The 12,321-nt window shown below is 51.0% G+C and carries 12 protein-coding genes; 8 read left to right on the forward strand and 4 right to left on the reverse strand.

The genetic code is table 11. From position 1 onward, the window contains the following. Window positions 1–8: 8 nt before the first annotated feature. The 3 genes from FEK30_RS12935 to FEK30_RS12945 are packed head-to-tail and all read right to left on the reverse strand — an operon-like array spanning window position 9 to window position 4,324. Window positions 9–1,115 (reverse strand): ABC transporter permease, encoded by a 1,107-nt coding sequence (locus FEK30_RS12935; protein ID WP_138073411.1) that lies wholly within the window; start codon window positions 1,113–1,115, stop codon window positions 9–11. 3 nt (window positions 1,116–1,118) lie between these two features. Next, window positions 1,119–3,080, reverse strand: coding sequence for an ATP-binding cassette domain-containing protein (locus FEK30_RS12940; protein ID WP_255447886.1), 1,962 nt, complete (start codon window positions 3,078–3,080; stop codon window positions 1,119–1,121). Between the two features lie 2 nt (window positions 3,081–3,082). Next, entirely contained in the window at window positions 3,083–4,324 is a 1,242-nt protein-coding gene (locus FEK30_RS12945) for an HlyD family secretion protein (protein WP_138073412.1), read from the reverse strand. 124 nt (window positions 4,325–4,448) lie between these two features. Here FEK30_RS12945 and FEK30_RS12950 point away from each other — a divergent pair, with 124 nt between their 5' ends. The 4 genes from FEK30_RS12950 (at window position 4,449) to FEK30_RS12965 (ending at window position 6,877) form a co-directional block, all read left to right on the forward strand. Continuing rightward, window positions 4,449–5,231 carry a hypothetical protein gene (locus tag FEK30_RS12950; protein ID WP_138073413.1) on the forward strand — a complete coding sequence of 261 codons (783 nt, stop codon included), beginning with the start codon at window positions 4,449–4,451 and terminating at the stop codon, window positions 5,229–5,231. Next, window positions 5,228–5,611, forward strand: coding sequence for a hypothetical protein (locus tag FEK30_RS12955; protein ID WP_138073414.1), 384 nt, complete (start codon window positions 5,228–5,230; stop codon window positions 5,609–5,611). The genes FEK30_RS12950 and FEK30_RS12955 overlap by 4 nt, the downstream gene beginning before the upstream one ends. Before the next feature lie 2 nt (window positions 5,612–5,613). Continuing rightward, window positions 5,614–6,246, forward strand: a complete 633-nt coding sequence (locus FEK30_RS12960) for a hypothetical protein (protein WP_138073415.1) — start codon at window positions 5,614–5,616, stop codon at window positions 6,244–6,246. 124 nt (window positions 6,247–6,370) lie between these two features. After that, complete coding sequence (locus tag FEK30_RS12965) at window positions 6,371–6,877, forward strand: hypothetical protein (protein ID WP_138073416.1); 507 nt, start codon at window positions 6,371–6,373, stop codon at window positions 6,875–6,877. A gap of 224 nt (window positions 6,878–7,101) precedes the next feature. On the opposite strand, the gene FEK30_RS12970 is transcribed toward FEK30_RS12965, so the two are convergent. After that, the gene (locus FEK30_RS12970) at window positions 7,102–7,410 is read right to left on the reverse strand and encodes a type II toxin-antitoxin system prevent-host-death family antitoxin (RefSeq protein ID WP_138073417.1); all 309 of its coding nucleotides are present in this window, start codon (window positions 7,408–7,410) and stop codon (window positions 7,102–7,104) included. A gap of 168 nt (window positions 7,411–7,578) precedes the next feature. On the opposite strand from FEK30_RS12970, the gene FEK30_RS12975 reads away from it, so the two are divergent. The 4 genes from FEK30_RS12975 to FEK30_RS12990 all read left to right on the forward strand — a co-directional run bounded on the left by FEK30_RS12975 (window position 7,579) and on the right by FEK30_RS12990 (window position 12,315). Next, the gene (locus FEK30_RS12975) at window positions 7,579–9,462 is read left to right on the forward strand and encodes a WD40 repeat domain-containing serine/threonine-protein kinase (RefSeq protein ID WP_255447887.1); all 1,884 of its coding nucleotides are present in this window, start codon (window positions 7,579–7,581) and stop codon (window positions 9,460–9,462) included. 39 nt (window positions 9,463–9,501) lie between these two features. Continuing rightward, window positions 9,502–10,596, forward strand: coding sequence for a redox-regulated ATPase YchF (gene ychF, locus FEK30_RS12980; protein WP_062434581.1), 1,095 nt, complete (start codon window positions 9,502–9,504; stop codon window positions 10,594–10,596). Further along, complete coding sequence (locus FEK30_RS12985; protein ID WP_255447888.1) at window positions 10,589–11,380, forward strand: DUF6816 family protein; 792 nt, start codon at window positions 10,589–10,591, stop codon at window positions 11,378–11,380. Before ychF ends, FEK30_RS12985 begins: the two co-directional genes overlap by 8 nt. A 71-nt stretch (window positions 11,381–11,451) precedes the next feature. After that, a complete protein-coding gene (locus FEK30_RS12990; protein WP_138073419.1) occupies window positions 11,452–12,315 on the forward strand; it encodes a shikimate dehydrogenase in 864 nt (287 codons plus the stop codon). The last annotated feature ends 6 nt before the right edge of the window (window positions 12,316–12,321 follow it).

Consider the following 12,321-nt stretch of genomic DNA (forward strand, 5'->3'; position numbering starts at 1 on the left):
ATCAATATTTAGTCCGATATCTGCATATTTTCCATGATTTTTGTGGCAGCCTTAAACAGGATTAAACCAATAATCCCAACCACAATGGGCACATACCAAATACTGCGCCAACCACCACCCCGCACAAAGGCATCACGGGTCAGCAAAATATAATAGCGAGCGGGAATAATATTGGAGATTAATGATAAGGGAAAGGGAATATTTTCTAAGCGATAAATAAATCCAGAGAGTAGAAATGAGGTTAAAAATCCGGCGATCGCCGTGCCTTGGACGGCGGCATTTTGGTTTCCGCCCCGTGCACCGATAAATAACCCGAAGGACACCGCCGCCGCGAGGTAAATACCTGTGCCGATAATCAATGGCAGGGGACTGGTTTGGAGGCGGATATGGAACAACACAAAGGAGATGGTCATCACAACAAGGGTTTCGGCGATCGCCACCAGCCAGTACGCCAATCCTTTCCCTAACAGCCATTCCGTAGCACTGAGATCGGAGGCATACACCTGCACAGCGGTTCCCTGTTCCTTTTCCCGCACGACTGCAATAGCGGCCAGCATCGAAGGAAACACCCAAAACACCACCCCAAAAATCCCCGGCACAATATATAGGGCTTCCTCTCGACCCGGATTAAACCAAATTCGCACCCGTGCTTGAATGCCTTCGGGACGCTGGGCATTGGGCAGGGTTTGGATAAAAAAGTTGGTTACCGCCCGCACACTGTTTTGGATCACCCGCGCATTATTCACATCGGTGCCGTCGATCAGGGCTTGCACCTTGGCATTTCCCGCCGCCACATCTGCCGCAAAAGTCGGGGGAATGACGATGGTCGCCTTGGCTGTGCCCCGATCCAGTGAGGATAACGGCGAAGTTCCAGCGAGGGGTGTGGGAATAAATTGATTGGTGGCAAAGAGCCGTTCCACATAGCTGCGGCTCAGGGGCGAATTGTCGAAATCCTGAATGCTAAGGGAAATATTTTTCGTTTCTAACCGGATCGCATAGCCATAAATTAACAGCATTCCCAAGGGCAGCACCAACGCTAAAGCCACCGTGAGGCGATCGCGGCTAAATTGCGCCAGTTCCTTTTTCGCTTGGGACAAAATTCGTTTGATGCTCATTATTTAACGTAGATCCTCCGCCCGTTGGACTGTGCCGATAAAAGCATCTTCGAGGGTAAAGGGAATGGGGCGCTGGCTATAAATTTCAATCCCTGCTTGCTGTAAGGTTTGCTGGACAAAATTTAAGTCTTGGGCGGGATTATCTAAAACGAGGTGCAGGCGATCGCCAAAAATCGAGACCCGCCAATGGGCTAATTTTTCCTTGAGTAAATCCGAACTGTGCTGAATTTGGTTGGTACAAAGCTCGATCAATTGCCCCGGTTGCGCCGCCTTAATTTCCGTGGGGGAACCCTGTGCCACGATCTCCCCCGCTACCATAAATGCCATCCGATTACAGTTTTCTGCCTCCTCTAAATAGTGGGTCGTGACGAGGATCGCCGTCCCCTGCCGCGCAAAATCCCGAATTAAGCGCCAAAACTGCCGTCGCGCCACCGGATCCACCCCCGAAGTCGGCTCATCGAGAAATAAAATATCCGGCTCGTGCATCACCGACGCGCCAAAGGCCACCCGCTGTTTCCAGCCCCCCGGTAAACTGCCCGTTGTGATTTTTTCCCGACCGAGTAACCCACAGGTTTCCAACACCCAAGCAATTTTTTCCCGTCGCAATTGTCGCGGAATGCCATACACCCCGCAATAAAATTCCAAATTTTGCTGAATGCTCAGGTCATCGTACAGGGTAAATTTTTGGCTCATATATCCAAGGCGCGATCGCACTGCGGCACGGTGGAGTTTTTCCGTTTCTCCTGCCAGTTGCATCACCCCTGCCGTCGCGGGTAACAGACCGCAGATCATTTTAATGGTGGTGGTTTTGCCCGCGCCGTTTGCGCCGAGGAGTCCATAAATTTCACCGTAGTGGACATCGAAGGTGACATTTTTTACCGCCTGAAATTCGCCAAAGGTTTTTTGCAGTTGTTGGGCAGAAATGGCGAGTTTTGGGGCTTTTGGGTTGGCATTTCCCCGTTTGCGGTAATAGGGAAACGCCTTATAAACTGGATCCGCCCCTTGCTGGCGCAAATGATTCACAAAGACATTTTCGAGGGTCGGTTCATTCGCCTCTAAACTTTGCACCTGAATGTTCGCAGCGGCTAGGGTTTGCGTAATATCCCACTGGGCTTGGTCAACGTCGGGGGTCAAAATGTCGAGGCGATCGCCAAAGGATTGCACATCGATCACCGTTTCCGGCGCTTGGTTGCGTAACAATTTTTCCGCTGCGGTTAGGGGAGTCGCCCGCAATTCCAAGCGATGTAACCCTAAATTTCGTTGCAATTCCCCCAGTGTGCCAAGCTGCTGAATTTCCCCCTCATAAATCAGGGCGAGGCGATGACAGCGTTCCGCCTCATCCAGATAGGGCGTTGCCGTGACAATGGTCACCCCCTGGGCCGCAATCCCCGCCAGCAAATCCCAAAACTCCCGCCGCGACACCGGATCAACCCCTGTCGTCGGCTCATCGAGCAACAAAATTTTCGGCTGGGCAATCAACGCACAACATAACGCCAGCTTCTGTTTCATCCCCCCCGACAACTGCCGCGCCAACCGATTTGGAAACTGATCCAAATTCATCAATTTCAGTAAATACCGATGGCGATCGCCAAATATCCGCTCTGGCACATTCCGTAAGCCCGCCACATAGCGCAAATTTTCCAGAATACTCAGATCCAAATACAGCGAAAACTGTTGCGTTAAATAGCCCACATCCAAGCGGCACTCCTGCGGTGTTTTGCCGAGCATGGCTACCGTTCCCGCCGTGGCCCCCATCACCCCCGCCAAAATCTGAAACGTACTCGTTTTCCCCGCCCCATCCGGCCCAATCAGCCCAAAAATTTCCCCCGCTTTCACCGAAAAATCAATGCCCCGCACCGCCCGCACCGCGCCGTAATCTTTTCGCAGTCCCGCCACCTGAATCGTCGTTTCCCCGTAGCGTAACCCGTTGCTAAAAGTTGAATGATTGCTCGTCGCTGTCATCATCGCTATCGCTGCACATTTTGGGTCGCATCCGTCAAAATCGTCGCATCCGCAGGCATTCCCGGTTTCGCAAAACCCGCTTCATTTTCAATCTGCAATTTCAGCCCAAACACCTGGGTCACCCGATCATCCCGAAAATAAATATTTTCCGGCGTAAAGGAAGCCTCCGTATCAATTGCCGCCACCGTTGCCCGTAAAGGTTCCTCCGGCGCAGAGTCCAAAAACACCGCTGCCCTTTGCCCGATCTGAATTGACCCCACTTCCTTTTCAGGAATAAAACCCCGTAGATACACATCCCCCAAATTCACCAGCGTTAACAGGGTTTTGCCCGTTGCCACCACTTCTCCCGGTTCGGCGGTGCGCGTTAACACCACCCCATCGATGGGACTGACCAATTCTAAATCCTTGAGTTTCGCGGCAATTTCGTTGTAATTGGCTTGGGCATTTTGCACTTGGGCTTGGGCGGCATTGAGTTGGGTTTGGGCTTGGGCGAGTTGGGTTTGCAACCGTTGCACCTGTACAGCACGAATATCTGGATTGAACTGGCTGGCTTGGGTTTGGGTGAGATTTCCTTCGGCGGTTTTCACCTGTTCAGCGGCGGCAGCCACCACGGCACGGCGGGCATCGAGGTTTTCCTTCGTCGATAAATATTGGGTTTGGGCCTGTTCTAAGCGCTGCTTGGACACCACACCGGATGCGTACAATTCCTGAAAGCGATCGCCATCGGCTTTGGCAAGGGCGAGTTCTGCTTCGAGTTGTTTGACCTGAGCTTGGGCCTGGGCGAGTTGGGCTTTCGCAGCGGCAACATTGGCTTGGGCGGCATTCACCCGTCCGACGGTGTCATCCTGGGCCTGCTGTTGGGTGAGTTGGGCTTCGGTGATCTGATTTTCAATGACGGTAATTTGCAGTTGGGCTTGGCTGACCTGTTGCTGGGCAGCGTTAATTCTTGCCTGGGCACCATCAAGGGATGCTTGTAATTCCGCACTGTCGAGGGTGATAAGGACTTGCCCTTTTTGTACCGTATCTCCTTCCCGCACGGCGATCGCCTCTATTTTCCCGCCCACCTTGGCGCTAATATTCGTTTCATAGCCTTCGATTCTGCCGCTGAGTTCGATGCCTTGGGTGGGTTCTGGACGGAGGAAATAGTTCACCAGACCAACGCCCAATCCCCCCACCAGCACGATGGGCAGCGCAATTTTAAGAAATTTTGGAATGCCTTTGTTTTGGGTCGTTGCGGCAGCAGTCATCACATTTCTAGGAGATTTTCGTCGTTAATCTAACTACCTTTCATTATGGAAGGGATACGCCGGGGGATGGCTCAGCACGTAGTATTTCGACAAATTGCCATCGGCTGATAAGGTTTATCTATTTTTGGCGACACCCGGCAAAATTCCAGGGAAAATGGTGGGCAACTTAAGGCGATCGCCCATGGCCAATCTCAAAATCCCGAAGCAAGAGTATTGCCCCTACGCCCAATATTGGGAACCAAAATCGACCCCAGAAGGTTATGTGCTCTCAGCAGAATCTCCCCAATCGAGAAGCTGGGCAGCGATGGGCTGTGCGGGTCTTTTTATTACGGTGTGGCTGGGGATTTGGTGTGGGGTTTCTTTTACGATGTTTGCGATCGCCTTAGTACAGATATTCCAAGGCCCAACATTAGGATCCATATTTATGTTGCTGTTCCTAATTCCCTTTGTGGCCATTGGTGTGGGCGGACTGATTTGGGTTGGGCGACTCCTCTACCAAAAATATCGAATCAAAACTGGGGTACTGATTTTACCGACCTATCCGCTCTATGCTGGGGAAACCTATCGGGTGCGCTATCTCCGCCCCTTGCGTAACGGGCAAACAACCCAAACCGCCCTTGTATCTGCCACTTGGCTGCATTATGAATGGGTGCAATATTATCGCGGCACAGACCTCGAAACTGTGACCCACGGGCTTTCAACCCAGGCTTGTTTGGAGCGCGCCATTGGTCGAGGAGTCAAGCAACTGGAATACACAATCGATCTGACCATTCCCGCCGATGCCAAGCCGAGCATCTACGCGCCGCCCCACAATCAACTGCGCTGGGAACTTCAGGTGCATTGCCATTTGCCCCAGGTTGTGCGGGATACATCTTTTTTTAAATTAAGGGTGGTGAGTAGACCATGACAACGCTGAAAACGCCCATTATGCTACATCTCGACCGTGATGCAGTCAGTTTGGGAGAGAGATTATCGGGTGATTTTGTCTGGCAGCCAGAAGATACGGAACGTTGCCCGAAAAAAGCGACGGTTTCTATCCTGTGGTCAACGGAAGGCCGAGGCAAAGGCGATCGCCACCGGGTCAGTTCCCAAATCCTTGACCCAAATATGGTGCTGAATCTCATGGGGCGAAACCATCCTTTTACGTTTGAGATTCCGTTGGATGCGCCTATTTCCTACGATGGCTTTTTGTTTCGGTTGATGTGGTCTGTGGAAGTGCGGATCACGTTTCCAGGCTTGTTTAGCGACAAAGATACAGCGGTAGCTTCTTTTCAGGTATTGGCTTAGGCATGGCGACAAATCCTTACCAGGCCATCGGTTTACGGCACAATCCCTTTATCGGCACGGAACAACTGGCGCAGATGGTCGCGTTTTGGCTGGATCGTGGTTATTCTGAAGCGCCCTTGCCAGGGGGAAATCAATTTGTGCAAATTCTGGGGGAAAAGGGGTTTGGGAAAACGGCCCATCTGCACTATTGGCGATCGCAGACGGGGGGTGATTATTGCTATGTGCCGCCCAATTATCTCCAGCGCTGGCAATGGCTAAAAACGGGGGCGATCGCCTATTGGGATGAAGTAGATCGCCTGCCCTTGGGGTTATTTTTGTGGGGACTGCTCCGGGTGCGTTTCCGGCGGGGGACGGTGGTGGTTGGTAGTCATGTGGACATTAGTTTTTGGGCGAAACTGGTGGGGCTAAAAACAACAACGATTCAGCTTCCCTCTCTCGACATACCCACTTTGCAAGCCTGGGCCGCGTTCAAAATTGCGGCGGCCACCATCCCGGATCAGACTTGCCCTTTAATTCTTTCCCCAGAAAAGGCGGCGGAAATTGTGACCCAATCCCAGGGATCTTGGCGACGGGCCGCAGATTATCTCCACATCTGGGCAGCGGCGATCGCCTTTTCAAATTCACAACAAAATTGACTCAACTGTAATGGAAAAAAATTCAAGTCATCTTGTCGAGCCACTGCATCAGTAATTTGTTTGATTCACTACAAAAGTGCAGATATTCACCATCAGTTCTGTTTTTTTAAGTGGAGAAAAACCAATGACTATTTCTTTCAAAGCCCTTTCTTTCGCAACCCTCGGTACCCTTTCTTTAACTACTGGCTTCATGCTCAACGCAGCGAATGCTTCACCATTGCTCCGATCCAAGCCCCTGACTCAAATTAGTCAATCTAGACAATCCCAAACCTTTGATCTGCGACCGATTCCCGCCCAAAATATTTTTCAACCCCAGTTCGATCTGGCTGCTCCCGTTTCTCTCGTTGGTCTTTGGCAGGGGAATATGGGCAGTGTTGGCGATGATGTTTTAACTAACTTTGATGTGACGTTGTCCCCTGGGGGAAATGGTTCCTGGAAGCTTTACGGTGGCCAGGGTGTGATGCAACAAGGAACCGCTTCGGCTTCACTTCAAGGGAGTAATGTCACCATTCAGCTCAATGGTTTTTCTGGGCAAACTGTCGTCCTCGAAGGCACCCTCCAAAATGGCGGTACGAAGATTTCCGGTAAACTAGCGGGCTATCCCAATAGCTTCTTCAATCTTCAGAAGTAAGACAATGTACAAATGATGCAAAATTTGGCAGCAGCACTGAAATTATCCCGCAAGATAATGGCAGTGCTAATTTTTTGTTGGCGATCGCCTCAATGTATGTATGGAGCATTACCCTCCTTTACCAATAGCTTCATGCGGCAGGCAGAAATGGGTTAAACACAGGCACTTCCGCTTTCTCAAAATCTTCTACTCTGAGATCACGTTTGTATCCAGTAACCAGCCCTTCATAGCTCCACTTCTCTAACGGGACTCTGAACACCCGACGACTCAAAATCCAGGCTATTCAAAGGGGATTGAGAAAGTAGTTCGTGAATATTGGGTTGTTTCAATAAAGGTAAAAGTTTAGCGAATTGATCCGCAGCGAGGATAACAACTGCATCTTTTCCTCGTACTGTGACCAGTTGTGGATCAGCATCCCGCGCTAGACGCACCACCTCACTAAACCGGGCTTTGGCGTCTTCTAATTTCCAAGTCTGAAGATTCTCTAAACTGTGGGCTACCGCATCGCCAGAAGAAACCGAAAATGAAGTCATTTTTCTTACCTGACTATATCTAGTTAGATACTAACCTAGAGGCGATCGCCTTGTAGATTGCACCTAAGGGATCTACAAAAATCTCCGGAAAAATAGGGAATCGATTTTTACTTTGGAAATTACTGGTGACTATCCCCGTTAGTTTACTGGGAAAGTTTTAACGGAACGATGGCTTCCTGCCACAATGGAAAGGTTTCTGTGCGATCGCCACTGATGATTCTTTGCCTGAATCCCACTTGCTCCCAACCCCGCAACCCTGATCAGGGGAAATTTTGCATGGCCTGTGGTCAACCCCTGGTGTTAGGCGATCGCTATATAGTCCGGCAAGTTCTGCACCAAGGAACCAAGGGACGCACCCTCTTGGGCATTGACCGGGGCACTTTTCCCGAAAGTTATTGCATTCTTAAGCAAGTTTTTCTGACCCAGAGCGTGCAGGCCCAGCAGTTTGTGGAAACGTTTCAGGAGAATGCGGCGCGGTTAAAAACGTTAGGCGATCGCCCAGAATTTCCGACGGTTTTAGGGCTATTTTTACCGGAACATTGGCATCAAATCACGATTCCACCGACCCTTGTGTTTGAAAAAATTGCTGGGGAAAGTTTACGGCAGCGGCTCGATCTTATGGGGCCATTCTCCGAGGCAAAATTACGGGAGTTTCTCCAAGACATTCTCCCCTTAGTGCAGTTGATCCATGACCACGGGCTCATTCACCGGGATCTGAATCCGGATAATCTTCTATTTACCCCAGCACAGCATTGGGCGATCGTCGATTTTACGGCGGCAAAGGTAACCTCAAAAATGGCCAGCGCGGAACCCGGCACCCTAATCGGTTCGGGGATTTATACCGCCCCAGAGCAATTGCGGGGCCAAAGTTATCCTGGCAGCGATCTTTACAGCCTGGGGGTGATCTGTCTGGAACTGCTCACCTCAATTCATCCCTTTGATCTCTACAGTGTGCGAGAAAATCGCTGGGTCTGGCGGGATTATCTCACCACACCGATTAGCAATAATCTGGGCCACTTACTGGATCAAATGCTGGCTGAAGCCGTTGGCGATCGCCCCCAATCTGCCCAGGCGATCTTCGATCAACTTTTTCCAACCGCTAGATCAGTCACCCCAAAACCGATACCGCGAGTCGCCCCCGAACCGCCTCAAATTATTTCCCTAATTGAACCCAGCCCCGTGCCCCAATGGTATTGTTTTCGCACCTTTACGGGCCACCACGCCTATATCACCGCCCTACAGTTTGCTCCAGATGGTCAGTTCCTTGCCAGTGCTGCCGCGGATCAAACGATTCGCCTCTGGGATGTAGACCGCCGCCGGGAGTCTCGTTGTTTGCGGGGGCACCGGGGAATTATTTCTGGGTTGGCCTTCTGGGGCGATCGCCTCATTTCTGGCAGTTGGGACTACACCATTCGCCTCTGGAATTGGCAACAGGGAGAACAGACCGCTTGTCTCCAGGGAAGATCGACTTGGATTCAGGGGCTTGCTTGCTGGGAAAAAACAGGGCAATTAGCCACTTTGGGGGCCGATCAGGAAATCGTTGTCTGGGATTTAACGACACAAAAAATTCTCTACACTTTTACCGCATCGGGTGCTCAACTGATCCGAGCATCCCAGGCGAAAAACCAGCTCTGGCTCGCCCAGGGAAATGGTTTAACTTGCTATGAACAAGGCCAGTCTGTTCAAACTCTCCCGGAACATCAGGGAGACATTCTTGATTTTCAAGTCAGTGCCGATGGTCAATTTTTAATCAGTATCGCCACGGATCGGACCCTCAAAATTTGGCCCCTCGCTTCTGATTACACACCCAAAATTCTCCGGCCCGTCATTCCCTTTACCCAATTGGCGATCGCCCCTAGTCAACGTTTTTTTGCTGGCGGCGATCGCCAAGGAAACCTTTCCCTCTGGCAACTGGGTCAGGAACAACCTTTCGTCGAACTAGCCGCCCACAGTGGTGAAATAAAGGCGATCGCCATTGCCCCAGACAGTCAGATTATTGCCACCGCTGCCGCCGATAAAACCATTAAACTCTGGCGATTCGGGATACAATGACCACCGAGCAAAAACAAAGAATTTACAACATAAAGCCCCATGCTACGAGCCGGAATCGTCGGACTGCCCAACGTTGGAAAATCCACCCTCTTTAATGCCCTCTGCGAAAATGCCAAAGCAGACGCGGCTAACTTTCCTTTCTGTACCATCGAACCCAATGTGGGGGTGGTGGCGGTTCCCGATGGGCGTCTTGATGTCCTCGCCGACATTTCCAAATCCGCCAAAATTGTGCCCACCCGCATCGAATTTGTCGATATTGCGGGCCTAGTGAAAGGGGCGAGCCAAGGGGAAGGTTTGGGAAACCAGTTCCTCGCTAACATTCGTGAAGTAGATGCCATTGTCCATGTGGTGCGCTGTTTCGACGACGATGACATTATCCATGTGTCCGGTTCCGTTGACCCGATCCGCGACATTGAAGTGATTAGCCTAGAGTTGATCCTCGCTGATTTGGCCCAGGTGGAAAAACGTCTCGACCGCGCCCGCAAACAAGCCAAGAGCCGCGCCAAGGAAGCCCTGTTGGAAGTGGCCGTTTTAGAAAAGATTTTGCCCGTCCTCGAAGATGGTCGTCCGGCCCGGGAAGTGGAACTGGATGAAGAGGAAGAACTGGCGATTAAAGCCCTTGGTTTGTTGACCCGTAAGCCTGTAATCTATGCGACCAACGTTTCCGAAGAAGATCTTGCCGACGGTAATGCTTGGGTAGAACAGGTCAGGGAGTTAGCCCAGCAGGAAAATGCCCAGGTGGTCGTGGTTTCGGCCCAAGTAGAAGCAGAATTAGTGGAATTAGACGCCGCCGAAAAGAAAGATTTCCTCGAATCCCTCGGCGTAGAAGAAGGGGGGTTGCAATCTCTCATTCGCGCCACCTATGAACTGTTGGGTTTACGCACCTATTTCACCACTGGCCCAGAAGAAACCCGCGCTTGGACAATCCATGTGGGCATGAAAGCACCCCAGGCTGCCGGAGTGATCCACACAGACTTTGAACGGGGCTTTATCCGGGCGGAAACGGTCGCCTATCAAGATTTGGTGGACTGTGGGGCAATGCCTGCGGCTAAGGAAAAGGGCTTAGTACGTGCGGAAGGAAAAGAATACTTAGTCCAGGAAGGGGATGTGATGTTATTTCGGTTTAATGTCTAGGGCAATGGTCAAGATTTGGGGAAAAGTGCTTGTTCTGGGTTTATTGATTTGGTTTTTGGGGTGGAGTCCGGTTTGGGCCGAATCCCTAGGCGATCGCCTTGATCATTATCCCCAGTGGCAGGATTTACCAAGCTTGAATCCGGTGCAAACTGGAGAAGATCTGATTTATCCTGATTGGTTTGCGGGCACCTGGCAGGTCGCGAGTACCCTGATCGACCAGGTGGCTCCCCTCGCGCCGGATTTAGTGACACCTGGCTTTGCCGCTAACGAAACATTAATTGGTCAGCCTTTTCTGTTTCGGGTGCGGTTCCAACCCCGGACGAACTTTCTGGTACAACCTTTATCTTTACCGAAGCAAAGTTCTACTGCGGCGATTGTGGCAGATCGCGCCTTTAATGGTGCTGAAATTGCCCAGGCTTACCTCGGCGAAAAAACGGTACAAAAAGTGGAAGTTGATCCCCAGCATCCCAACCGCCAATTAACGATTTTAAAAGGCGATCGCCGTCTGATTTCTACCGTCACAGGCCGCGCCCAAGCTCAACCTAAACCCGACCAGTTTTTCAGTAGTGAACTCACCCAACAGCAATTTCAAAGTAGCGAGCAAATTTATCTGAATCGCGTTGAAATAACAACGGATTATCAACAGCTTGACTCCGATCATGTTACAGCCAATCAAGTAACTGCAATTTATTTATCTTCCAGTGATCCCGACTTTTTTCAAGCGCAAAATAAACCAGTAGCCCTTTACCATTACCATTTAGATTTAACGAAAATTTCTGAATAAATTAGGAGTTTTAAACACGTTTCAGAACGATTTTTAAGGCAAGGCTAATCTTTTAAAAATTAAGGTGAATCATGAAAATTCTTGGCACAACAAAACTCCTTGGTGTGATTGGGGATCCCGTTAAACATTCTTTCTCGCCAATCATGCACAATGCGGCGATCGCCGAACTGGGAGTGGATTATGTTTATCTCGCGTTTCCGGTAGCAGGCGCGGCTCTAAAAACGGCCCTGGATGGGTTTTGGGCGATTGATCTCCAAGGATTTAGCATCACCATTCCCCACAAACAGGCGATTATGGCGCACCTAGAGGCGATCGCCCCGGAGGCTGAATTGGTGGGCGCGGTAAACACAGTTTGGCGCACGGCAACCGGCTGGCAGGGGACAAATACAGATGTGGCGGGCTTTGTCGCTCCTCTGAAGGCGTTGGAACGGGACTGGTCGAACGTCACCCCGGTGATCCTCGGTAATGGCGGCGCAGCGCGGGCAGTGGTGGTCGGTTGTCATCAATTGGGTTGTCCGCAGATCCATGTGTTGGGGCGTGATCCCGAAAAATTGGCGCAATTTAGCGAAAGTTGGCAAAATACGCCCCTGGCGGGCAAGGTACAAACCCATCTTTGGGGCGATCGCCAACGGCTAATTCCCCAGGCCCAACTGCTGGTCAATGCCACACCTATCGGGATGTTTCCCCAGGTCGATGCGTCTCCAGTCAGTGACGAATTAATGGCCAATCTTCCCCCAGGGGCGATCGCCTACGATTTAATTTATACGCCTTCTCCTACCCAGTTTCTTAAACAAGCCCAGACCCAGGGCGCAGCAATTATTGACGGGAGCGAAATGTTGGTACAGCAAGGGGCGATCGCCCTAGAAAAATGGCTTGGTCAACCGGTTCCTGTCGATACCATGCGTCAAGCGTTACTTAATCATCTTGCTCGGTAAAATTAG

It is taken from the genome of Picosynechococcus sp. PCC 11901 (assembly GCF_005577135.1).
GTDB lineage: Bacteria > Cyanobacteriota > Cyanobacteriia > Cyanobacteriales > MRBY01 > MRBY01.